This is a genomic window from Bradyrhizobium sp. Ken51, from assembly GCF_055807435.1.
Map to the genome: position 1 here is coordinate 59,439 of NZ_JBVVPB010000030.1, position 22,558 is coordinate 81,996.

Sequence of the window (22,558 nt, forward strand, 5' to 3'; positions counted from 1 at the left end):
GAAGTTTGTGGTCGCAAGATCCGTTTACATTGCCTCGCTTGCCGATAGCAATCCGGATTGCCGCTACGCGATTGGGAGTTTGGGCAAGGGCCAATCTGCCAGCGAAACACGCTGTCGGTTAGCGAGCCGTTCCTCTCGAACGGAGAGTACAATTGCTGCAGGCGCGATACTCGCCGCGACGGAACCCCAGATTCAACTCCGCTTCGGTAATCTGTAGTGGTTGCCAACGAGATATCCACCAGGGCCGTTGATGCTGCTAGACCTCGAACTGCTTCACGACCTGACTCGTGCGAGGTTCATTGACTAAGATTGATACGTACCCTGTAATCTCAATCAACTGACAAGGTTGGTAGTTGACATTTGGGTGGCGTATTCCCGATCGTTCCAGGAATGTTGTGCCGCCTTTGGGGTGCGTCCCGGTACGTAGTCGGACGCCGCCAATCCCACGATGGCCGGAGGGCCTCGTTCGTGAGTCCCGCGGGGCGAGAAATCCGCTCATGCGTGGGTCCATTGCTCGGCGGAAATCTCTCACAGCGTGTTGTCGATCGTCGGGCGCTACCACGGGTGTTGGCAGGAGATCGCGGCGCCTGATAGCTCTATGCGGTATTCCTGACCGCCTCAGCTAGCATCGCGTAAAGCTGTCGCTTGCTCATTTCGTGAGGCCGGTTTACTAGCGGCTTTTGCGACAGCTTCTTTCCGCCGCCATCGCGACCGGCCGCCGTCGACGTCAGCCCTCGCTTGGGGGCGGCTCTAATCTTGGGTTTTGCTGTTGGTGGCTTGTGACCTCGAGTGAGGCGCAACCGAGTTAGCGTGCCGCAAACTGCGTTGCGACTGCACTCAAGATGACGCGCGATCTGCGCGGCACTTTGTCCCTCGGCCCAGAGCTTTTTCAGCTCTGCCAATTCTCTTCTATTCCAGCGCATGGAACATACTTTATATTGCCAGTTGCGACGTCAGGTTAGTCTAGTCCTCGTCGGGCTCGGGCACCACAACCGGTTTGCTCTGGTCTTGCTGTTGCTCCTCCTTGCTTGCTCACTCGTTCTCGGAAAGCGCGGCGTCGCCGGCGGAGGAAAAAGCGAGGGCTTGGCGGCCCGCGACTCTTCTTAGTCTCTATCGTGTTAGGGGGTCCATCTGCTCGCGCGATGTAAGTAGCCGAGTGGCAAAGGGGCGCGCCTGCCCGGGATACTGAGGATAGGCGGCTTGGTGCCGTAGCTGCGAGTGCTTGCGTCCTGATGTTGAGTACCGCATATAGTCACGTTCTCGCGCCTCCCAATCCTGATAGGGGAGCTTCGCCCGCCTTTCCATTATTCTTCGCCAGGGCCGAACCAAATGCCCGCCTAACCTTCCGCCGGTAAGATGATGTCAGATTTCGGGAACCCGAGCGACGGACATGCGTCACACAAGTCAGTGCACCGCCCAAGCTCGTTGTGTTTCGCCCGAGCTTCCAAGCGAGGTCTAAACAGCGCACTCAGCTGAGGAAGCAAAATTGCATGCCAATGTCCACGAGACAACCATGACAGCCTTATCGGCCGAGAACGCTTGCGAGAGGGCTGATATTCCGCTGAGCAGCCTTGATGTAAGCGAGCCCAAGCGCTTTGAGGATGATACCATTTGGCCCTGTTTCGAGCGGCTGCGAAGGGAAGATCCCGTCCATTATTGCGAAGAGAGCCCATACGGACCATATTGGTCGATAACAAAATACCGCGACATCATAGCCGTGGACTCTAATCATAAAATATTCTCATCAGAGCGAAGCGTCACAATCGTCGACCCGCCGGAGAAGTATTGGACTCCGAGTTTCATAAAAATGAGTCCTCCTCTCCATGCTCAGCAGCGTAAGACTATCAGTCCGATAGCGGCATCGGAGAACCTGGCGAAGCTTGAAGGCTTGATCCGCTCGCGGGTCCAGAAGATCTTGGACGGTTTGCCGCGCAATGATACCTTCAACTGGGTGGACAGGGTCTCGATCGAGTTGACGACCCAAATGCTGGCCACGCTGTTCGATTTTCCATTTCAGGATCGACGGCTGCTGACCTACTGGTCGGACGTAGCTGTCTTGACCCCACAAATGGACGACCAGATCGACAGCTGGGAAAAGCGAAAGGTGGTGCTGTCGGAGTGCCTGGACTATTTCACACGGCTTTGGAGCGAACGAGTGAATTCGGAGCCGCGCGCTGACCTAATCTCGATGATGGCGCATTCACCGGCGACCCGAAACATGGCGCCGCGTGAGTTCCTGGGCAACCTCATTCTGCTGATTGTTGGAGGTAACGATACTACGCGCAACGCGATTACCGGTGGCGTCTTGTTCATGAGCCAAAATCCGTCCGAAATGCGAAAACTCCGCGATGATGTTTCGCTCGTGCCGGGAGCGGTATCCGAGATCATACGATACCAAACGCCTATTGCGCACATGCGGCGGACCGCTGTCGACGATTTCACGATTGGCCACAAGGAAATCAGGCGAGGCGATAAAGTTGTGATGTGGTACATCTCTGGCAACCGAGACGACGAGGTCATTGCGAGCCCCAACAGCTTCATCATTGATCGTGGAAATGTACGGAAACATCTCGCTTTTGGGTTTGGGATTCATCGTTGCGTGGGAAGGCATCTTGCGGAGCTGCAGCTGAAAATCCTTTGGGAGGAGATGCTGAACCGATCAATGGAGGTAAAGGTGGTCGGCGAACCGGAGCGAGTTCAATCCAATTTTGTCCACGGTTATTCCGCGCTGCCGGTGCAGATTCCAGACTAATCTCGAGCCACGTTCAACAGTATCGAGATCGTGCAGATCCGGTTAGGACAACAAATTGTGGAGACCAGTTCTCTGGGTAAGTTCAGGGGCGTTACCTTACCCTTGTTGTTTCCAACATTGCGCGAACGTCGCCCCTCGCCGGCGGATCGCGATATTCGTCACGCCTCCCGCCGGTATCGCCTCTGGTTGTCCTCGCTTTGTGGGTCCTGGTTGTGCTCCGCCGAGCCGGCCCTTTCGCCTCGTTTGGGCGAAATGCCCGCTCGCGTTCACCTTGGGGAGTTGGCGGAAGACTGATCGAGCTTAAGCGGCGCGAGCGGCGCTCTGAGGCTGCCAATTCAAAGACCGCACTTGGTGAGTGCAATTGGCAGGTTGACCCCGCAGGTGAGGCAGAACGTCGGCAAGGCAGGTTGCGGGATCAATGTCGTCGACCTTGCTGGGGAAGAGATCGCAGCCGCACGCCGGCCGCCCGCATCGGAGCTGGCGAAGGTCCAAATTCCTTCTTTCTCGGGGCGAGATCCCGCAGCTCGCGTTCGGCGGCATTCTTCGACATGCAAGGGCACCCGTCGAGAATGAGGTGGCTGGGTGCATCCACTGGCTGATGCAGTGATTGAGCGGTTTGGTCGCATAGCGGTTACTGGAGAACTTGGCGCGCGGCTCGCGTAACACCGCTCCAGTTCAGCGGTCGACACCGCGGCTACGCTTTCAAGCGTAGCCCGTTATCGAGCGCTTCAGGCTAGCTAAATTCCGGCGACATACTGAGCGGCCTACGAAGTGGGCTCCCACGGCTCCCGCCGATCGCCTTCTCTCCGGACCCGCGCGAAAGCTTTCCGCCTCTTGACGCGGCGAGCCAGAGGACCGTGGCCGCCCATCTGAGGACCATTGTGCCCGCCACAACAGGTGAGGCTCGGCCGGCCGTCGGGCATGCGGCTGCCGAGAGCGTGGAAAATTCGAGCCGTGCGCGACGATTCCGTCTTCTCCCAACAAGACGATTCGAACCCAAGCGCCTCGCGCGTCAATTGCGGAGATACCGAGCCGCGTCAAACCATGAATTTACTTCTGCACGCGAAGAGGCTTTAACCGCTCGACAAATCTGCGCTGTACCGACTGCAAAAACGGCACTAGCCTTGTCGCATTCTCGAAAGGAGAGCTGGCGAATTTACGCGAGAAGTTCAAGCGAATATGGGCCTGGTCTTGGACCAGGTGTGTGTGGAGCTGCCAAATGGCGGTGACCACGAAAGCCGTCGGTACGTCGCCGAGCATCTGATCCAAGCGGTGCGGGCAGGAAAGACCACTCTGGGAGAGCTGACGTCTGCGGGACGTCGAGCTATCGTCTATCTGAAGAATGCGCCGAAGTCAGCCTAGCAGTCCCTTGTTGCCGCTCCTGATCTGCCTGCGTTCGCTCGCAAGCAACCGCTGCTCACGTCAGCGGAAAGATGGAAAACGAGCTTTAGCGCGCAACCTTTCGTCTTTGGATCTTGAGCTTGCTTCGGTGCTGGATGGCTAGCCGTAGGCTTTGCACCATGTAGTAGCGCGCCAGCTGTTGTCCTTCCAGTCGCTTACGAGCGTTATAAGTCGAAAGCTCGATCTCGATACCGACGAAATGCCAGCGATAAGTGCTCTCGCAGCCCCAAAGGCAGCGGTAAAGATGGGCGCAGTCATTCTGAGTGGATCAGAAGCCTTTTTTCTTACCGACAGACGTTAGGGCACGTTGACGGGTGGCATGGGCGTGGTCGGGTGCGGCATGAAAGCACTTTGGTGCTGGCCGCGGGCCGCCAACATGATCACGAAAGCCGTAAGAAGGATGAGGAGTCCACGCATGTCGACGGGTTACTCGAAAAGCCGTAACGCAATCAGGAACGGCTCATAGGAGGTGTGCCGGATCAACAAGAAAGTGAAGCTGTTGTATCATGCCATGAGACGAACGCGATTGGATTGCAAAGTGCCAAAATCATAGCGTTTGCTCTTGCGGCAAGCCGTCAAAGCCAGTGCTTTTGCGCCGAAAACGTGCGTCGGGTCTTGGTTAGGGGCAGAAATAATGCGGCGGATTTCAAGCGTAGGATCAATCGCTGGATGCCTTCGTTCTTGGCCTTCTATTGGGTTTTCGTCCCCCGTCACGAGTTCACCGAACGGGCCGTGGATCATGAGCGTCTAGACTCCAAGATTTCTCCTGGCCACTTGCAATGGAGACCGACCCACGAGCTTTTCGTAAACGCCAGGATCCGTCGCACCCTCGGTATTGATGAGAAAGACCCGTGCGTCAGGTCCAAGGCCAATCTGGCCGCGCAAGGTCGAATTGGCAGCAACTTTCAGCAACCCCGCCAGACCAACCCCGCCACTTTCGCCTGTAACGACAGCTGGATCACCGGCCCCGGGATTGGCCAAACGGTTCATGACCCCGATGGCGTCCTCTTCATCGACAATCATAAAAGCGTCGGCTGCGCGCGAAAGGATCCGCCAAGCGACGAGCGAAGGTTCGTAGCATTCGAGCATCGCCATCACTGTCGGCTGCCCATGAGCTACCTTGATGCGATGCCCGGCTCGAGCGCTTTCAAAAAGGCACGCTGCGCGCGATGGATCGACAACCGTGAAGAACGGGCGCTTATCACTTAACAACACCGAAAAATGTCCGGCGACCGCCGCGGCCAGTCCACCGACTCCTGCCTGGACAAAGACGTGGGTCGGAGGTTCGGGCAACTGTCGTAGTGCTTCACTCAGGAGCGCGGTATATCCCTGCATTACCAACCCAGGGATACGCTCGTAGCCCGGCCAGGACGTGTCGGACACCATGATCCAGCCGTTCTCTGCGGCGACTCGGGATGCTTCGGCAACGGAGTCATCATAGTTGCCGTTGACGCGGATCATCTGCGCGCCATATCGGGCGATTGCTGCGCTACGCTGATCGCTGACTCCCGAGTGAATGAATATAGCACAATTGGCCCCCACCAGCTGGGCGCCCTGCGCTACGGACCTACCGTGATTGCCATCTGTGGCGCAAGATACCGTCATTCCCCGTGCTACGGCCTGCACCACAGGTGCGTGAAGCTCCGGCAAGTCAACATCCCTGCCGAGGCGCCGAGTTGCTGCCTCTAAGACGAGCCGGATCACGGCATAGGAGCCGCCCAAAGGCTTGAAACTGCCAAGGCCGAGGCGATGACCCTCGTCCTTGACTTGGATCGAGCCCACGCCAATCTCGTCGGCGAGACCCGGCAAAGAAATAAGCGGTGTTTCGTTGTGGCCATTGCGATATCTAAGAAACCGCTCCACCTCGCGCGCAGCTTCGCAACCCAGCATGTTGGCATCCGCACCGTCCAAAGGCGCCCGGTGGTCAGTGCGATGGTTAAGGAGCAACATGGTTTGAATTCCTGGGACGCAGCTCTAAGCATCGCGGCGATGCGCTTGTCGAAACACTAGCGGCAATCCCAGCGATGTCACGCCTTCTCCTAATGCGCGAGAAATGGACGCCGCTCGCGATGAAGACCTGACGGTGTTCAGGATCGGCTGGATGATGCCTGCATGTTCAAGATCTGGCGGGAGAGCGCTGCCGGCATCTCTCACCCTTGCGGCTGCACTGCTCTTTTCGGGCACGAGGAAGGATGATAACTTGGGTTGAGCGAAAAGCCGAATGCGTATCTGTCGTCTGCACCTCCATCGGATCGACGATACGTGCCTCGCGCCACGCCTTGATCCCGAGCCAGATGAGATATAGGCCTCCGACGTTCTTCAGCAAGGCGAACGCCTGCGCGCTTGCGACAAGAAGGGCACACAGACCGACGGCGCGCCGAAATGTGGACAAGCCGGCCGGTACCCAGGCCAACGCTCGATGCGAGCCCTTCACTTCTGCCAGCAAGCGTCCGGCCAAATATAGAGGAGGCCCGGGCCTGGCATGACCGCCACAAGCATGCCGCGGTCAGGACCAAGAAGAAGGTATGCGAGGCGAACATCGCTCACCCCCATCATCGTTTCAACTGGCGTTCGTGGCGCCAATCTTCGTGCATGATGGCTAGACCCGTTTCAGGCCTGAGCGCAAATTGCTGAAGCTCAGGACCGCAGCGGCCGTGTGGCTCGCTGCAAAGCCAGTTCTAACGCCGTCGGTCGGCCGCTGTCGGTTCTGGCTCATTTGCGCGGGCAGTTTCGGCTGCTCGAAGTACGAATGCACTTGTTCTCTGAGATATCTCCTACTGCCGGGTTGACCGCCGCGACCAAAACCAGGGGACGTGAATCTGGTACAGCAAGAATGCCGCAGACTGGCACTATTGGATGAACCAGCTGTGGGCTACATGGTCTCATGAACGCTCCACAGCATAGGGAACCGATATGGGCAACCAAAGCGCTCACCTGCACTCCGAAACGGCGGTCGACACACCGGTTTACAAGACTTGGATGTGCGCGCTCTGCGGGGTTGTTTACAGCGAGCGGGAGGGATGGCCGGACGAGGGCATTCCGCCGGGCACGCGCTGGGAAGACGTCCCCGACGAGTGGATCTGCCCCGATTGCGGCGCAGGCAAGAGTGAATTCCAGATGACCGAGGTCTGAACGAAAACCCGTTGATGCTGTGAGCAGCGTGCGCGGCATTCATCAATGGCCAAGGAGCTAGCATGTACGTCCCCCCACATTTCGCCGAGTCGCGCCCCGAGGCGCTTCACGATCTCATCGACAAAAATCCTCTTGGCATCCTCTTTACCAACGGGAAGAGCGGGCTGGACGCAAATCACCTGCCTTTCGAGTTGCACGCGAACGAAGGGCAGCAGGGCGTGCTTCATTCACATGTCGCTCGCGCGAATCCCGTTTGGCAGGACATCTCCACGGGCGACGAGGTGCTGATCGTGTTCCGCGCCGCGGACGCCTACATCTCGCCGAACTGGTATCCGAGCAAGGTCGAGTTCAAGAAACAGGTTCCATCCTGGAATTATATTGTGGCACATGTGTACGGACGCGTGACGATCCGCGACGATGAGCGTTACGTCCGTGGCTTGGTCGCGCGGCTGACGCGCATCCATGAGGCGAAGCAGGCGAATCCTTGGAAGATGACCGATAGCCCCAAGGATTATATCGATACGATGCTCAAGATGATCGTCGGGATCGAAATCGAGATCACACGGCTCGTCGGCAAGTCGAAGCTCAGTCAAAATAAAGAGGTCCGGGACATTCTTGGTGCAGGGAACGCGCTCAAGGCGCAGGGCAAGGATGTGATCGGCGATGCAATGCTGGCCGCCGCTGTGGCCAAAGCGGAGCAGGCCTGAATCTTACGCGACCGAGCGACATGCTCGGAAAGATCGTGGGCACAACAACCCACCTGCAATCGTCGGGGCAGGGTATGGCGGGCCAAACCCATCGGCGGCCCTGTGAAAGCACGGATGATGTCGAAAGCTGTGCTATTGGACTCAAAAGCTGGAGATCAGTGCGCGTTCTTCCCGGCGCTGCGGAGCACGCGATCCAATGTTCTAGTTCGCGGCGAGCGCCGCGAAAGACCTGAGCGCGGCCATCCGATATTATTTGGCAATTTTCATCCGTGGGCCCTTGGACAGTTTGGCCTTCCTGTTCGCGCGGACCGATGCCTCAAGTACGCCTTTCAGGCGAACTGCGGCGGCCTGCAATTCCGCGACGGAAAAGCCGCCAAACCCGAGCATGAGACCGACGCGAGCAGGCGCATCTTGATACATGGGCGAGATCGGTCGCACGACCAGCCCGGCGTTGTGTGCTTGGTCGGCAAGCTTGACATCGTCGAGGCCGGCAGGAAGCCAGAGCACCAGGTGCATACCTTGGTCGCTTGGTTGGAGCGCTGCCCAGGATGGCAGCTCTGTCTCGATGGCGGAGATCAGGGCTGCGCGCCGTTCTGCATAAGCGCCCCGGATGCGCCGTATGTGAGCTTCGAAATAGCCCTCGCGCATATATTGTGCGAGCACATATTGATCGGCCGTCGGAGAATGGCGGTCGATAAGAGCACGGGCGCCCGCGAACGCATTCACCAGGGGAACGGGAACGATGGCGTATCCGATCCGCATCGAGGAAAATAGCACCTTGCTCATCGTCCCGAGATAGACGACGCGTGTAGGATCAAGTCCCTGCAGGGATGGAAATGGATGTCCCGCGTAGCGAAGCTCGCTGTCGTAGTCGTCCTCGACAATCCATGCATTGTTTTGACGGGCCCACGACAACAGAGCCGTGCGCCTGGCCATGCTCATCGGCATGCCGAGCGGGTATTGATGCGATGGTGTAACGAAGGCGACCCGGGCCTTCGGACGTCGGACGAGACCTTCCTGGACGTCGATGCCCTGTTCGTCGACAGGAACCCGACAGGTCTGGACGTTGAAGTTTCCGAGGAGCGCGACAATACCGGGATAGGCTGGGTCTTCAGCCCATACCGCGTCTCCGTCCGCAAGAAGAACGGTTGCAGCGAGAAAAAGACCCTGCTGCGTACCTGCCGTGATCACGACCTGACCGGGCTCGCATTTCACTCCACGGGCCTTACGGACGTACTCGGCAATCGCGATCCGCAAATCTGGCAATCCTTTCGGGTCGATGTACCCTGACGGAGCAGCCACGCGTAGCGCTCGGACGCGATTACCAAGGCGGCGCCACTTGTCATCCGGGGCGACCGCGCCTGCCGGATGAGCGATTGCAAATGGCGTCGTCCCTTGGGGTCGAAGAGTTTGCGCGACCTCTGCAAGACGGGCGACGTTCTCCGCCAACACAGGGCCGATCCGCGGCGGCTCGATGAATGCCTGCGCGGGGCTCACGAGTTCGCTCTCGCCATTGACGTTCGCTACGATGGTCCGGCCTCTGGCGCGCGCCTGGAGATAGCCTTCCGCATGTAGCTGACCAAATGCCTCGATGACCGTACCTCTCGCAAGTTGGAGCGATGCAGCAAGGGCTCGGGTGGACGGCAGCGGTTCGCCCGGTTTCAAGACTCCCTTCGATATCGCCTCACGGAGTGCCTCTGTGAGTTGGTGTCCGACTCTCCGAGCGGTCTTGTCGAGAGATCCCAGCGAGGGAATCGCGACAATGTTTCGGCGCCTTACCATTGCAGTTCTGGCCTATCTGTCCTGCCGCATTTCGACGCAAACAATAGGCCAATTCCGGCAGGCATTGAAGAATTCTAAGCCTGAACCGCCGAAATTTCGGTCATCCCAACTCCAGCCGCCACAAGCGTGTCTAGGTCGATCATCTTGCCGTCGCTCTGGAAGCTGTAACCCGTTCGCAGGACGTGCCGCCAAGCTGGCGGCAACATCTGGGTGATAGGCGCCAGCGCGTTGGCGTTAACGTTCGCCTCGTAGTTCGTCAGTAGCCGCGACAGGATGCCCGAGTTGTAGAAGATGACTGCGTTGGCGATCAGCCTGGCACACCAGGAATTCGACCGAGGGCGTGTGGCGTCCAGGTTCTCGGTCAGCGAGCGGAACGCCACCCGATTGTCCTTGAGCGAGGTCACGATGGCGAGCAGGTGCGAGAGCGAGCGGCCGAGCCGGTCGAGTTTCCACACGACCGGCACGTCGCCGGGCCGGACGAATTCGAGGCCCGCGCCAGCCGATACGGTCATCCTTCGCACCCGAGGCGTGACCCTCGAACAGGTGACGCGGATCAACGCCGGCGGCGAGCAGCAACTCGCGCTGCACGTCCGTGCTCTGTCGCTCGGAGTCCGACGACACGCGCATGTAGCCAACCAACATAGGCGGATACCCATCGGAAATAGGTTTCCGTATGGCAGCGCGTGGCGACAAAGTTCTCCGCATATTTTCTTGCACCACCAGGCGTTTAGCTTAGTGGGGCTACTACAAGATTCGGTAGGTGGTTAAAGCCAACTTGAGGCCCTAGGGTCCGGCCGCCTTCCGCCGATCATCGTCGACGAACAGAAGGGAACGCAAGCGCACGTGAAGCCGCTGCCCGCAGCGCCTGCCTGTCACCTTCCGCCCTCCATCGCTGAGAGAGTGAACTGCCAACATGTCCGAACGAGCCTTGGCGACGCTGCCGATGTGGCGCGTCGATCACATCGAGCCCTCGCCCGAGATGTTGGCGCTAAGCGCGAACGGTCCAATCCACCGCGTGCGCTTCCCATCCGGGCACGAGGGCTGGTGGGTGACAGGCTACGACGAGGCCAAGGCGGTGTTGTCTGACGCGGCGTTCCGGCCCGCGGGAATGCCACCGGCGGCATTCACTCCGGATTCGGTGATGCTCGGTTCGCCGGGGTGGCTGGTCTCGCACGAAGGGAGCGAGCATGCCCGGTTACGCACGATCGTGGCGCCGGCCTTCAGCGAGCGCAGGGTGAAGCTGCTCGCGCAGCAGGTCGAGGCGATCGCCGCGCAGTTGTTCGAGACGCTCGCGGCCCAGCCCCAGCCCGCCGACCTGCGGCGCCACCTCTCCTTTCCGCTTCCGGCCATGGTCATCACCGCGCTGATGGGCGTGCTCTACGAGGATCACGCCTTTTTCGCCGGGCTGTCCGACGAGGTGATGACGCACCAGCATGAAAGCGGCCCGCGCAGCGCGTCGCGCCTGGCCTGGGAAGAACTGCGCGCCTACATTCGCGGCAAGATGCGGGACAAGCGCAAGGATCCGGGCGACAACCTGCTGACGGATCTGCTCGCGGCGGTCGACCAGGGCAGGGCGAACGAGGAAGAGGCGATCGGCCTGGCGGCGGGCATGCTGGTGGCGGGGCACGAGAGCACCCTCGCGCAAATCGAATTCGGCCTGCTGGCCATGTTCCGCCATCCGCAACAGCGCGAACGCCTGGTCGGCGATCCATCCTTGGTCGACAAGGCGGTGGAGGAAATTCTGCGCATGTACCCGCCGGGCGCGGGCTGGGACGGCATCATGCGTTATCCGAGGACCGACGTGATCGTCGCGGGCGTGCATATTCCCGCGGAGAGCAAGGTGCTGGTCGGCCTGTCGGCGACGTCGTTCGATCGGCGCCATTTCAAAGACCCGGAAATCTTCGACATCGGACGCGACGCAAAGCCGCACCTGGCGTTCTCCTATGGGCCGCACTACTGCATCGGCTTGGCGTTGGCCAGGCTGGAACTCAAGGTGGTGTTCGGTTCGATCTTCCAGCGCTTTCCCGCGCTGCGCCTGGCCGTGGCGCCTGAAGAGCTGAAGTTGCGCAAGGAGATCATCACTGGCGGGTTCGAGGAGTTTCCGGTGCTCTGGTGAGGCGCGGACGCCGCTCGGAATCGCGATCTTCTCCGCAATTGGTTGGCGCCTGGCGTGCACCGGTCAGATCAGCCAGCCAACAGGTGACCAAGATGGACGTGCAACAAACCACGGCAGCATGCCGGGACGCCTTCGCAGAACTCGCGTCGCCAGCGTGTATCCACGACCCGTATCTGTTCATGCGGTGGTTGCGCGAGCACGATCCGGTGCATCGCGCGACCTCGGGCCTCTTTCTGTTGAGCCGCCACGCCGACATCTGTTGGGCGCTCAAGGCCACGGGCGATGCATTGCGGGGACCGGCGCCGGGCGAACTTGCGCGCTATTTTCCGCGTGCGGCGACCAGCCTGTCGCTCAATCTGCTGGCGTCCACGCTGGCGATGAAGGACGCACCGACGCATACGCGTCTGCGCCGGCTGATCTCGCGCGATTTCACCATGCGCCAGATCGACGACCTGCGGCCGAGCATCGCGCGCATCGTCGCAGCGCGCCTGGACGGCATGGCGCCTGCGCTGGAACGCGGGGAGGCGGTGGACCTGCATCGGGAATTCGCGCTGGCCTTGCCCATGCTGGTCTTCGCCGAACTGTTCGGCATGCCCCCGGACGACATGTTCGGGCTCGCCGCCGGCATCGGCGCCATTCTGGAAGGCCTGAGCCCGCACGCCAGCGATCCCCAGCTCGCCGCGGCGGATGCGGCCAGCGGCAGGGTGCAGGCCTACTTCGGCGACCTCATACAGCGCAAGCGCACCGATCCCTGCCACGACATCGTCTCGAGGCTGGTCGGCGCACACGACGACGATGCCGACACGTTGTCGGATGCGGAGTTGATCAGCATGCTATGGGGCATGCTGCTGGGCGGTTTCGCCACCACTGCTGCGACCATCGACCATGCGGTCCTGGCGATGCTGGCGTATCCCGAGCAGCGGCACTGGCTGCAGGGAGACGCCGTGGGGGTGAAGGCATTCGTCGAAGAAGTCCTGCGCTGCGACGCGCCCGCCATGTTCAGCTCCATTCCGCGTATCGCCCGGCGCGACATCGAACTGGGCGGCGTGGTGATCCCGAAAGACGCGGACGTGCGCGTGCTGATCGCGGCCGGCAATCGCGACCCGGACGCCTTCGCTGATCCCGATCGCTTCGATCCCGCGCGGTTCTACGGCACCAGTCCTGGCATGTCGACGGACGGGAAGATCATGCTGAGCTTCGGCCACGGCATCCACTTCTGCCTCGGTGCGCAACTCGCCCGGGTGCAGTTGGCCGAGTGCCTGCCGCGGATCCAGGCGCGCTTCCCCACGCTGGCATTGGCCGAGCAGCCGACCCGGGAGCCCTCCGCGTTCCTTAGGACGTTCCGCACGCTGCCGGTGCGGCTGGATGCGCAGGGGGGGCCTGAGATGCGCGTCGTGGTCGACCAGGATCTGTGCGGAACCACCGGGCAGTGCGTGCTGACGCTGCCGGGCACCTTTCGCCAGCGCGAACCGGACGGCGTGGCCGAAGTGTGCGTGACGACCATCCCGCAGGCGCTGCACGCCGACGTGCGGCTCGCGGCCAGCCAGTGCCCGGTCGCCGCCATTCGGGTCATCGAAGGCGACGCTACTGATGACGAGCGCGCCAGCGCCGACCCTGCGCCTGCTCCGGCGGAGGCCGAGCGGCATGCTGCGAAAGACCAGCGCAATCCACGAGGACACGATGGGACGGTTTGAAGGCAAGGTGGCCGTAGTGACCGGCGCCGGCTCCGGCATTGGCAAGGCATGCGCGCTTGCCATCGCGCGCGAGGGCGGCAGAGTGGTGGTGGCCGACATTGATGGCTCGGCGGCCATCGCCTGCACCGCGCAGATCGCGGCCGAAGCGGGCCACGCGCTGGCCCTAGCCATGGACATCGCCGATGCGCAGGCGGTGGCAGTGCTGTTCGAGACGGCGGAGCGGCACTTCGGTGGCGTCGAGCTGCTGGTGAACAACGCGAGCGCCATGCATCTGACCCCGCGCGACGGCGCGATCCGCGACCTGGATCTGGCGGTCTGGGATCAGACCATGGCGACCAATCTGCGCGGCACCCTGCTCTGCTGCCGGCAGGCCATCCCACCGATGATCGCCCGCGGCGGTGGCGCGATCGTCAACATGTCGTCATGCCAGGGGCTCAGCGGTGATACCGCGCAGACGTCCTACGCCGCGTCGAAGGCGGCGATGAACATGCTCTCGGCCTCGCTCGCCACCCAGTACGGTCATGCGCAGATCCGCTGCAACGCGGTTGCGCCGGGTCTCATCATGACCGAGCGTCTCCTCGCCAAGCTGGACGAGCGCAAGCAACGGCATCTGCGCCGGCACCAGCTCCTGCCGCGCATCGGCCGCCCCGAGGACGTGGCCGCGCTGGTGGCGTTTCTGCTCTCCGACGATGCGGCGTTCATCACCGGCCAGGTGGTGTGCATCGACGGCGGCATGCTGGCGCATGTGCCGACGTACGCCGACGGTGGCAACAGCCGCGTCGCGCGGCCTGCCGGCGACACCGCCGAAGCGGCCGCGGCGCCGCGCTGCGGATGAACATGCTGCTCAACCCGCTAAACCGTCGGCACCGGCTGCGGTTCGACATACCGGTCGTGCCCGGCGCTTTCCCCTTGGTGGGGCATCTTCCCGCCATCATGTGTGACCTGCCGAGCTTGCTGCGGGGCGCGGAACGGACGCTGGGCAGCCACTTTTGGCTGGATTTCGGCCCTGCCGGACACCTGATGACGTGCGTGGATCCGGATGCGTTCGCTCTGCTCCGGCACAAGGACGTGTCCTCGGCGCTGATCGAGGAGATCGCGCCCGAATTGTTTGCCGGAACCTTGGTCGCCCAGGACGGCGGCGCGCACCGGCAGGCGCGCGATGCGATCAAGGCGGCGTTCCTGCCCAAGGGGCTGACCCAGGCCGGTATCGGCGACCTGTTCGCGCCCGTCATCCGAGCGCGGGTGCAGGCGTGGCGCGACCGCCGGGAGGTAACCATCCTGCGCGAAACCGGCGACTTGATGCTCAAGCTCATTTTCGGCCTGATGGGAATCCCCGCGCAGGACTTGCCGGGATGGCATCGCAAGTACCGGCAACTGCTGCAGTTGATCGTCGCGCCCCCTGTCGACCTGCCCGGACTGCCCTTGCGGCGCGGCCGCGCCGCCCGCGACTGGATCGACGCGCAGTTGCGCCAGTTCGTCCGCGACGCGCGCGCGCATGCCGCGCGCACCGGGTTGATCAAGCACATGGTGAGCGCCTTCGATCGAAGCGACGATGCGCTCTCCGATGACGTCCTGATCGCCAATATCCGCTTGCTGCTGCTTGCCGGTCACGACACCACCGCTTCGACGATGGCCTGGATGGTGGTCGAGCTGGCGCGCCAGCCTATGCTGTGGGACACCCTGGTCGAGGAGGCGCAACGCGTCGGCGCGGTGCCGACCCGGCACGCGGACCTGGCGCAGTGTCCCGTCGCCGAGGCCCTATTCCGCGAAACGCTGCGCGTGCATCCGACGACCACGCTCCTGCCGCGTCGCGCGCTGCAGGAATTACAACTCGGCCAACGGCGCATTCCCGCGGGCACCCATCTGTGCATCCCGCTGCTGTATTTCTCAACTTCGGCGCTGCTGCACGAGGCGCCTGATCAGTTCCGCCTGGAGCGGTGGCTGCAACGCACGGAGCCGATCCGGCCGGTGGACATGCTGCAGTTCGGTACCGGCCCACACGTTTGCATCGGCTACCACCTGGTATGGCTGGAACTGGTGCAGTTCTGCATCGCCTTGGCGCTGACCATGCACAAGGCCGGGGTGCGGCCGCGGTTGCTGAGCGGCGTCGAAAAAGGCCGGCGCTATTACCCGACCGCACATCCGTCCATGAAAATCCGCATCGGATTCTCATGAGCTGGCATCGCTTGCGCCGGTGTGGCGAGGCAGCCACGCCGGCAATACCGCGGCGGCTCGCCACTCGCCGTGGCCGTCTCCTTTCAGGTACAAGGACATAAACGAGATGCAGACCGGTTACACGCAACACGACGGACGAACTGGTGTTTCCGCGCTCGGCGGATTGGGCGCGCAGGGGCGCGGCGCATCCGCCAGGCTGCTTCCGGAGATCTGGATGCAGGACGGCGCAAAGCGGGTCGAACAGGCGCTGGCGCGTCTTCTCTGCGCCGAAAACGACGGTGGGACCGAGCTGATGTCGGCGATGCGCTACGCCACCTTGAATGGCGGGAAGCGCACCCGCGCCTTGCTCTGCATGGCTGCCGGCGCATTAGCCGACACGCCGGCGCATATGCTCGACCACGTCGGCGCCGCCATCGAGATGATGCACGCCTGTACCCTGGTCCACGACGACCTGCCCGCGATGGACGACGACGTGCTTCGCCGCGGCCTTCCGACCGTGCATGTCAAGTTCGGCGAAGCCACTGCAATCCTTGTCGGCGATGCGCTGCAGGCGCACGCCTTCCTGACCTTGGCGAGCCTGGATGGGCCGGGCGACAACCGTATCGCGCTCGTGCGCGAACTGGCGCAGGCAGTGTCCGCCGAGGGTGCCGCAGGCGGGCAGGCAGTGGATCTGTCGCTGGTCGGAAAGCACGTCGAGCTGGACAGGATCCTGGCGATGCACCGGATGAAGAGCGGAGCGCTGGTGCGCGCGTCCGTCCGCATGGGCGCGCTATGCGCCATCGCGGACAATGCTGCACACGCTGCGCTGTACTCTGCGCTCGATTGCTATAGCGCCCGTTTCGGCCTGGCATTGCAGGTGGTCGACGACATTCTCGATGCGACAGCAGATACGGCGACGCTGGGCAAGATCCCCGGGAAGGACGCGGCGGCGCAGAAGCCGACCTGCGCGTCGATCATGGGGCTGCAGGCTGCGCGCCAGTTCGCGCTGGATCTGTTGCGCGACGCCGGGGAGGCCATCGCCCCGCTGGGGCCGCGCGCGGAACGGTTGGCGCAGATGCTGCAGCGGGCCAACGCGTATCTGTTCAAGCACACGCCATGCGCATGAGCGCGACCGTCCGCATGGAGCCGCTCCAGTGCCACTGCCATGGACCGGCGGCAGCGGTGCATGCTGCACTGTGTCCGAGTCCGCGGCGCCGATCGCAGCGATTGCCCAGCACGGCCGCAGCGCACGCGGCGGGCTGCGCCCAAGCCTATGCGGCGGACCGGCGCCAGGATCGGGGAGCCTCGCCGCGCCGGAGCAGGGCGGCCGTCCGGCGCTGCCCATGCGCGGGGCCGCGACGGGCCTGCGGCGACGCGCGCGGCGTCTGCCCCATCCTGGTTCTCGTCAACGGGCTGGAGAAGGAGCAGGGCGCGTGAACGCGAAGTCCGAACAGATCCTTTCCGAATTGCGCCACTTGCTGAGCGAGATGAGCGACGGCGGCAGCGTCGGTCCGTCCGTCTACGACACGGCGCGAGCTCTGCAATTCCACGGCAACGTCACCGGTCGGCAGGACGCATATGCGTGGCTCATCGCGCAGCAACAGGCCGATGGCGGATGGGGAAGTGCGGACTTCCCGCTGTTCCGCCATGCGCCCACGTGGGCGGCGTTGCTGGCATTGCAGAGTGCCGATCCTCTTCCCAGCGCTGCCGACGCAGTCCAGGCTGCAACCCGGTTCCTCGAACGCCTGCCCGATCCCTACGCGCATGCGGTGCCGGAAGACGCGCCGATCGGCGCGGAGCTGATCCTGCCGCAGCTTTGCGCCGAGGCCGCATCCTTGCTGGACGGCGTGGCGTTTCCGCGCCACCTGGCGCTGTTGCCGTTGCGGCAAGCGTGCCTGGTCAAGCTTGGGGCAATGGCGACGTTGCCGAGCGGCCATCCGTTGCTGCACTCCTGGGAAGCCTGGGGGACGTCGCCGAGCACCGCATGCCCGGATCACGACGGCAGCATCGGTATCAGTCCGGCGGCCACCGCCGCCTGGCGTGCGCAGGCCGTGACACAGGAGAGCACGCCGCAGGTCGGGCGCGCCGACGCGTATCTGCAGGCAGCATCGCGCGCGACGCGCAGCGGCATCGAAGGTGTCATTCCCAACGTCTGGCCGATCAATGTGTTCGAGCCATGCTGGTCGCTGTACACCCTGCATTTGGCCGGGCTGTTCACACATCCCGCGCTCGCCGAGGCGGTGCACGTGATCGTCTTGCAGCTCGACGCCCGCTTGGGCGTGCGCGGCCTGGGCCCGTCCTTGCACTTCGCGGCCGATGCGGACGACACCGCGATTGCGTTGTGCGTCCTGCGCCTTGCAGGCCGCCAGCCGGCGGTCGATGCGTTGCGCCATTTCGAATGCGGCGAGCTGTTCGTCACCTTCCCCGGCGAGCGCAATGCCTCGGTGTCGACCAACATCCATGCCCTGCATGCGTTGCGACTGTTGGGAAAGCCCACTGCCGGCACCACCGCCTACGTCGAGGCCAATCGCAACCCGCAGGGTCTATGGGACAACGAAAAATGGCACGTTTCGTGGCTGTATCCCACCGCGCACGCGGTAGCAGCGCTGGCGCAAGGCAAGCCCCAGTGGCGCGACGAGCGCGCGCTGGCGGCGCTGCTGCCGGCGCAGCGCAACGACGGCGGCTGGGGCGCCGGTCGCGCGTCCACATTCGAGGAAACCGCCTATGCGCTGTTCGCGTTGCACGTGATGGACGGGAGCGAAGAGGCGACAGGGCGCCGGCGCATCGCGCTGGCGGTGGCGCGTGCGCTGGAGTGGATGCTCGCCCGCCATGCGGCGCATCCATTGCCGCAGACGCCGCTGTGGATCGGCAAGGAACTGTATTGCCCCACGCGGGTCGTGCGCGTGGCTGAACTCGCCGGCTTGTGGCTGGCGCTTCATTGGGGCCGACGCGCCCTGGCCGAGGCAGCAGGAGCGGTGCCATGATCCAGACCGAACGCGCGCTGCAGCAGGTGGTGGAGTGGGGGCATTCCCTGACCGGGTTCGCCGATGAGCATGCCGAGGAAGCGGTCAGGGGCGGCCAGTACATCCTGCAGCGCATCCACCCGAGCCTGCGCGACGCCAGCGCCCGCACCGGCCGCGATCCGCAGGACGAAACGCTGATCGTGGCGTTCTACCGCGAACTGGCGCTGCTGTTCTGGCTCGACGATTGCAACGACGTTGGCCTGATCGCGCCGGAGCAGCTCGCCGCTGTGGAGCAGGCGCTGGGGCAGGGCGTGCCGTGCGCGCTCCCCGGATTCGAGGGCTGCGCTGTGCTGCGCGCCTCGCTGGCCGCACTCGCCTACGATCGTCGCGACTATGCTCAGCTTCTCGACGATACCCGGCGCTACTGCGCGGCGCTGCGCGCCGGACACGCGCGGGCGGCAGGGGCGGAACGCTGGTCTTACGCCGAGTACCTGCACAACGGCATCGATTCGATCGCCTACGCGAATGTGTTCTGTTGCCTGTCTTTGCTGTGGGGGCTGGACATGGCCACCTTGCGGGCGCGTCCGGCGTTTCGCCAGGTCCTGCGGCTCATCTCCGCGATAGGGCGTCTGCAGAACGATCTGCATGGACGCGACAAGGACAGGTCGGCCGGCGAGGCCGACAACGCGGCGATCCTGCTGCTGCAGCGCTATCCGGCTATGCCTGTGGTGGAGTTCCTCAAGGACGAGCTGGCCGGCCATACGCGCATGCTGAACCGCCTGATGGCGGAAGAACGCTTGCCCGCGCCGTGGGGAGCGTTGATCGAGGCCATGGCGGCCATCCGCGCGCAGTACTACCATACCTCGACCAGCCGCTACCGCAGGGACGCCGCGGGCGCAGCCCAGTGTGCGCCCGGCTGAACGCGCGGGAGGCGGCGGCGTGCGCCCGCTGCCGTCGGTCCGATCCGACGCAACGCCGTCACCCGATGCAGCGAGCAGAGCGACACCGCCCTGAGCCGGTGCAAGGACGACTAACTGGACGTCGTGCTGGATCGCCGAACGGCGCCGGCCACGGTCGCCGCCGCCTGGGAGTATATCGCTTTCGAACACTGCGCATTGCCTGAGTTGGACTTGACGCAGATCGAGCTCTGCGGCCTGGCCGCTGGGCAAGACATGCGCGCGAAGCGTCGTCCATAGCGGTCGCCGAGAAATCCGGTACCGAACGATCCAGCATCATGCCGACGAAGGCCGCGGAGATGAACACCACATTCTCAGCGAGGGTCGAAAAGCCCGTCTTCAGCATCACGCTCAGCACGGTACCGGCAATGTAGATGTCAAAACCCTCGAAAAACATTCCGATGCCGATCAGCAGCATGATGCCGCGGTGGAACGGCCCGACCGGCAGTCGACAAGACGAGTGCCTGCGTTCACGGATGTCGACATTGACACTCTCCCTTTATGCTTTATGCGGCCCGCCTTCTTCGAACGTCTGCCGCTTGTCGTCATGTTAGTTCAGCCGCTTCTGGTTGGCCGTGTCGCGATACCAGTCGAACGGCTGCTCGTGCGTGGCGATCATCACGCTCTTGGTGTTGAAGTGGTCGTCGAAGCTCTCGGTGCCGCATTCGCGGCCGGTGGCGGAATAGCCGAGCCCGCCCCAGGGCGAGGCGGGGTCGAGCCGGTGAGATCGTTGAAACGGAGGCGGCAACTCGATGCGTGCGGGCGACGTCACCGGTGCGGATCGCTGCGGCAAGGCCGAAGCGGAAGTCGTTGGCAATCCTTAGGGCAGAGAATGCCAAGCACCTACCTGGGTTGGCAGGTTACAAATTATGCTGCAGTGCTTAGACTCTCGAGCGAATGCAACTCGCAACATTTGGCGAAACAGATCACCTTGTAACTCAAATCGTCTTTTCGCTGCTTTCGGAAAGCTGGCAGAGTTGTCGACGCCGATAAAACGAACCCTTCCTTCGGAAAGGGCAGGATCCAGATGACGCTCTCATGGCGAAAAGCACAAGTCCTCGCCAGATCCAGATCCAGGTCCAGGTCCAACAGTCAGGGCCTCCAGCGAGGAATCTCCGTCCGAAGCGGCGGTCGAAGGCGGTCTTCTGAGACAGGATGAGAGCGGGAGACGGAAACTAAAGGGATCCGATCTTCGGGGGCACAACCATTCCGCTCACGTCCAAGGTATCGGTCGTGTGCTCCAACCTTCAACTCTGCGATCGAAAAAGCGGTGCAACATGACAAGCGAGCCGGGCGTCACCTCGGCGAACGCAAGTATTCGGGCAAGAATCGTCTGGACAATTGTCCTCGGCTTTGCCGCCGATCCTTTGATGCGTTGGAGTTGGCCGGACCCTGGGCAATATCTTGGCAGCATGACTCAGTTCATCAACGCCTGTGGCGGACGAGCATTCGAGCATGGCACAGCATACGTCGCGGCAGACAGTCGCGCCGCGGCCCTGTGGCTGCCTCCCGGCGTGCAGCAGGATGAGGATGCGCTGGACGCAATCATGGCGCTGTCCCTGCGCCCGGAAATCAGCGAACATATGGCACACCTACGCCAGGGAATGGCCGAACATCATCCCTCCGAGCCACATTGGTATTTGCCCGTCATCGCTGTCGATCCGAACTGGGCCGGACAAGGGCTTGGCACATTGCTGATGAAGTACGCTCTTCAACGCTGCGATGAGCAGGGCATCGCTGCCTACCTCGAAAGTTCGAATCCTGAAAACATTCCCTTTTACCAACGCCACGGGTTCAAGATTATTGGAGAGATACAGCACGGTTGCTCACCCCCACTTACGCCGATGTTGCGAAAGGCGTATTGAGCGGAATTCGGAGATGCCTCGCATGCTGCGGCTCCTGGAGCGTCCTTGCAGACGCCGAACTGAGGCCCATTGCCTCGTCCGGATGGTTACTGGACAACTTCTCGCCGGTAATTGAGTGGGCGCCATCGAATTAGTCCGGTGGCGTCTATGGCGGGAAAGATCAGCATGGGCGCGCGGCGGCAGGTGGTATCGGCCGTAACGGATCGTGGCCGGTCGGCGCCGGGCGGAAAAGAGGCGCATCCTCGAGCGATATGCGCGACGACGGGTTGGCATCCGCAAGCACGCGGTGCCTGCAATTCGGGTACGCGCAACGGTTGAACCGGGGCCGGTCGAGGCACCTCGAGAGCGCAAGCGTAGACATGACGCTACGATCAAGGACGCGACGACCGCGGCGTGGGAGGCGTCGGATCGGGTGTGCGGCAAGCGACTCAAGGGCCGGGTTTCGTCAACTCCTGCCTCAGGCTGGCTGTTTTTGTGTCTCGATCGACGGCAGTAGCCCACCGTGGATCTTTGCCTCAAAGCTCCGCAGCCGCTGATAGATCGAGATCAGTTCGACGATCGTGCTCCAGGAGTTGACGAGATACTGAAACGAGGTTCGCACTTGCGTGAATGCATTGAGGATCTGGTTCATCGCGCCGAGGGTGATCTTGCCTGTGATGATTGTAGGCGCAAGCAGCAGATAAGGAAAGATGGCGTCAGTCTGCAGATAGACGATCCGGCCGATATTGAAGTACATGAAATTCAGATAGAGACGGAAGTAATTCCTGCGAATGTCGCTAAACAGCACGCTCAATGTCGGAGCATTGGCACGCGCCACATCATCCTCGCCGAGCACCAGCTCCTTGCGATAGGCCGCTTCGACCCGCTGGTTGAAAAATTCGATTCCGGGCAGACGGATGCCGATAAGCGCGAGAACGCCGGTGCCCAGGATCGACCAGATGACTGCGGCGAACACCAGTGGATAAGGAATCGAGCCGAGCAGAGGCAGCTCCGTGATGTTACTGGACAGCCTCACCAGAACCGGCAGGAAGGCCAA

Annotated in this window: 17 protein-coding genes and 6 pseudogenes; 12 read left to right on the forward strand and 11 right to left on the reverse strand. The window is 62.5% G+C overall.

Features of this window, described 5'->3' with window-relative positions; translation table 11 throughout:
* Positions 1-596 precede the first annotated feature (596 nt).
* Positions 597-923, reverse strand: coding sequence for a GcrA family cell cycle regulator (locus AC0L27_RS33545; RefSeq protein WP_473321951.1), 327 nt, complete (start codon positions 921-923; stop codon positions 597-599).
* 590 nt (positions 924-1,513) lie between these two features.
* Here AC0L27_RS33545 and AC0L27_RS33550 point away from each other — a divergent pair.
* Entirely contained in the window at positions 1,514-2,752 is a 1,239-nt protein-coding gene (locus AC0L27_RS33550) for a cytochrome P450 (protein ID WP_473321953.1), read from the forward strand.
* A gap of 1,905 nt (positions 2,753-4,657) precedes the next feature.
* Here the strand turns inward: AC0L27_RS33550 and AC0L27_RS33555 are convergent.
* The 3 genes from AC0L27_RS33555 to AC0L27_RS33565 form a co-directional block, all read right to left on the reverse strand.
* Entirely contained in the window at positions 4,658-4,894 is a 237-nt protein-coding gene (locus tag AC0L27_RS33555) for a hypothetical protein (protein WP_473321955.1), read from the reverse strand.
* A 6-nt stretch (positions 4,895-4,900) separates the two neighbouring features.
* A complete protein-coding gene (locus tag AC0L27_RS33560) occupies positions 4,901-6,103 on the reverse strand; it encodes a diaminopropionate ammonia-lyase (protein WP_473321956.1) in 1,203 nt (400 codons plus the stop codon).
* Between the two features lie 166 nt (positions 6,104-6,269).
* Positions 6,270-6,587: a LysE family transporter gene (locus AC0L27_RS33565; protein ID WP_473321994.1), complete on the reverse strand. Its 318-nt coding sequence runs from the start codon at positions 6,585-6,587 to the stop codon at positions 6,270-6,272.
* Positions 6,588-7,066: 479 nt separating this feature from the next.
* Here AC0L27_RS33565 and AC0L27_RS33570 point away from each other — a divergent pair, with 479 nt between their 5' ends.
* Together AC0L27_RS33570 and AC0L27_RS33575 are read left to right on the forward strand one after the other, a co-directional pair.
* Positions 7,067-7,285 (forward strand): rubredoxin, encoded by a 219-nt coding sequence (locus tag AC0L27_RS33570; protein WP_473321958.1) that lies wholly within the window; start codon positions 7,067-7,069, stop codon positions 7,283-7,285.
* 62 nt (positions 7,286-7,347) lie between these two features.
* Complete coding sequence (locus tag AC0L27_RS33575) at positions 7,348-7,992, forward strand: FMN-binding negative transcriptional regulator (protein ID WP_473321961.1); 645 nt, start codon at positions 7,348-7,350, stop codon at positions 7,990-7,992.
* 249 nt (positions 7,993-8,241) lie between these two features.
* On the opposite strand, the gene pdxR is transcribed toward AC0L27_RS33575, so the two are convergent.
* From pdxR to AC0L27_RS33595, 4 genes and pseudogenes are all read right to left on the reverse strand, one after another.
* Complete coding sequence (pdxR, locus tag AC0L27_RS33580; protein WP_473321962.1) at positions 8,242-9,774, reverse strand: MocR-like pyridoxine biosynthesis transcription factor PdxR; 1,533 nt, start codon at positions 9,772-9,774, stop codon at positions 8,242-8,244.
* 100 nt (positions 9,775-9,874) lie between these two features.
* Positions 9,875-10,106, reverse strand: a pseudogene (locus AC0L27_RS33585) (Tn3 family transposase); the annotation flags it as partial.
* 54 nt (positions 10,107-10,160) lie between these two features.
* Positions 10,161-10,286: pseudogene (locus AC0L27_RS33590) on the reverse strand (recombinase family protein); the annotation flags it as partial.
* Positions 10,287-10,329: 43 nt separating this feature from the next.
* A pseudogene (locus AC0L27_RS33595) lies at positions 10,330-10,479 on the reverse strand (hypothetical protein); the annotation flags it as partial.
* Positions 10,480-10,687: 208 nt separating this feature from the next.
* Between AC0L27_RS33595 and AC0L27_RS33600 the strand changes: the two are divergent.
* The 8 genes and pseudogenes from AC0L27_RS33600 to AC0L27_RS33635 all read left to right on the forward strand — a co-directional run.
* Positions 10,688-11,890, forward strand: coding sequence for a cytochrome P450 (locus AC0L27_RS33600; protein ID WP_473321964.1), 1,203 nt, complete (start codon positions 10,688-10,690; stop codon positions 11,888-11,890).
* 92 nt (positions 11,891-11,982) lie between these two features.
* Positions 11,983-13,584, forward strand: coding sequence for a cytochrome P450 (locus AC0L27_RS33605; protein ID WP_473321966.1), 1,602 nt, complete (start codon positions 11,983-11,985; stop codon positions 13,582-13,584).
* Positions 13,571-14,419, forward strand: a complete 849-nt coding sequence (locus tag AC0L27_RS33610; RefSeq protein WP_473321995.1) for an SDR family oxidoreductase — start codon at positions 13,571-13,573, stop codon at positions 14,417-14,419. The genes AC0L27_RS33605 and AC0L27_RS33610 overlap by 14 nt, the downstream gene beginning before the upstream one ends.
* Positions 14,416-15,759 carry a cytochrome P450 gene (locus AC0L27_RS33615; protein WP_473321967.1) on the forward strand — a complete coding sequence of 448 codons (1,344 nt, stop codon included), beginning with the start codon at positions 14,416-14,418 and terminating at the stop codon, positions 15,757-15,759. The genes AC0L27_RS33610 and AC0L27_RS33615 overlap by 4 nt, the downstream gene beginning before the upstream one ends.
* A 106-nt stretch (positions 15,760-15,865) precedes the next feature.
* On the forward strand, positions 15,866-16,864 hold the full coding sequence (locus AC0L27_RS33620; RefSeq protein WP_473321969.1) for a polyprenyl synthetase family protein: 999 nt from the start codon (positions 15,866-15,868) through the stop codon (positions 16,862-16,864).
* 307 nt (positions 16,865-17,171) lie between these two features.
* Positions 17,172-18,722 carry a hypothetical protein gene (locus AC0L27_RS33625; protein ID WP_473321971.1) on the forward strand — a complete coding sequence of 517 codons (1,551 nt, stop codon included), beginning with the start codon at positions 17,172-17,174 and terminating at the stop codon, positions 18,720-18,722.
* Positions 18,719-19,621: a terpene synthase family protein gene (locus AC0L27_RS33630; protein ID WP_473321972.1), complete on the forward strand. Its 903-nt coding sequence runs from the start codon at positions 18,719-18,721 to the stop codon at positions 19,619-19,621. Before AC0L27_RS33625 ends, AC0L27_RS33630 begins: the two co-directional genes overlap by 4 nt.
* Before the next feature lie 19 nt (positions 19,622-19,640).
* Positions 19,641-19,882 (forward strand): annotated as a pseudogene (locus AC0L27_RS33635) (type 2 isopentenyl-diphosphate Delta-isomerase); the annotation flags it as partial.
* On the opposite strand, the pseudogene AC0L27_RS33640 reads toward AC0L27_RS33635, so the two are convergent.
* Both AC0L27_RS33640 and AC0L27_RS33645 read right to left on the reverse strand, forming a co-directional pair.
* Positions 19,882-20,143 (reverse strand): annotated as a pseudogene (locus AC0L27_RS33640) (MFS transporter); the annotation flags it as partial. The pseudogenes AC0L27_RS33635 and AC0L27_RS33640 overlap by 1 nt on opposite strands.
* A gap of 64 nt (positions 20,144-20,207) precedes the next feature.
* A pseudogene (locus AC0L27_RS33645) lies at positions 20,208-20,484 on the reverse strand (aldehyde dehydrogenase family protein); the annotation flags it as partial.
* Positions 20,485-20,934: 450 nt separating this feature from the next.
* On the opposite strand from AC0L27_RS33645, the gene AC0L27_RS33650 reads away from it, so the two are divergent.
* Positions 20,935-21,522: a GNAT family N-acetyltransferase gene (locus tag AC0L27_RS33650; RefSeq protein WP_473321975.1), complete on the forward strand. Its 588-nt coding sequence runs from the start codon at positions 20,935-20,937 to the stop codon at positions 21,520-21,522.
* 457 nt (positions 21,523-21,979) lie between these two features.
* On the opposite strand, the gene AC0L27_RS33655 is transcribed toward AC0L27_RS33650, so the two are convergent.
* Positions 21,980-22,558, reverse strand: a 579-nt coding sequence (locus AC0L27_RS33655) for an SbmA/BacA-like family transporter (protein WP_473321977.1), incomplete at its 5' end; no start/stop codon positions are given.

Excerpts from the sequence above, each read along its gene's own strand:
- AC0L27_RS33545 (WP_473321951.1), bottom strand. The coding sequence starts at position 923 with ATGCGCTGGAATAGAAGAGAATTGGCAGAGCTGAAAAAGCTCTGGGCC.
- AC0L27_RS33550 (WP_473321953.1), top strand. The coding sequence starts at position 1,514 with ATGACAGCCTTATCGGCCGAGAACGCTTGCGAGAGGGCTGATATTCCG.
- AC0L27_RS33555 (WP_473321955.1), bottom strand. The coding sequence starts at position 4,894 with ATGATCCACGGCCCGTTCGGTGAACTCGTGACGGGGGACGAAAACCCA.
- AC0L27_RS33560 (WP_473321956.1), bottom strand. The coding sequence starts at position 6,103 with ATGTTGCTCCTTAACCATCGCACTGACCACCGGGCGCCTTTGGACGGT.
- AC0L27_RS33570 (WP_473321958.1), top strand. The coding sequence starts at position 7,067 with ATGGGCAACCAAAGCGCTCACCTGCACTCCGAAACGGCGGTCGACACA.
- AC0L27_RS33575 (WP_473321961.1), top strand. The coding sequence starts at position 7,348 with ATGTACGTCCCCCCACATTTCGCCGAGTCGCGCCCCGAGGCGCTTCAC.
- pdxR (WP_473321962.1), bottom strand. The coding sequence starts at position 9,774 with ATGGTAAGGCGCCGAAACATTGTCGCGATTCCCTCGCTGGGATCTCTC.
- AC0L27_RS33600 (WP_473321964.1), top strand. The coding sequence starts at position 10,688 with ATGTCCGAACGAGCCTTGGCGACGCTGCCGATGTGGCGCGTCGATCAC.
- AC0L27_RS33605 (WP_473321966.1), top strand. The coding sequence starts at position 11,983 with ATGGACGTGCAACAAACCACGGCAGCATGCCGGGACGCCTTCGCAGAA.
- AC0L27_RS33610 (WP_473321995.1), top strand. The coding sequence starts at position 13,571 with ATGGGACGGTTTGAAGGCAAGGTGGCCGTAGTGACCGGCGCCGGCTCC.
- AC0L27_RS33615 (WP_473321967.1), top strand. The coding sequence starts at position 14,416 with ATGAACATGCTGCTCAACCCGCTAAACCGTCGGCACCGGCTGCGGTTC.
- AC0L27_RS33620 (WP_473321969.1), top strand. The coding sequence starts at position 15,866 with ATGCAGACCGGTTACACGCAACACGACGGACGAACTGGTGTTTCCGCG.
- AC0L27_RS33630 (WP_473321972.1), top strand. The coding sequence starts at position 18,719 with ATGATCCAGACCGAACGCGCGCTGCAGCAGGTGGTGGAGTGGGGGCAT.
- AC0L27_RS33650 (WP_473321975.1), top strand. The coding sequence starts at position 20,935 with ATGACAAGCGAGCCGGGCGTCACCTCGGCGAACGCAAGTATTCGGGCA.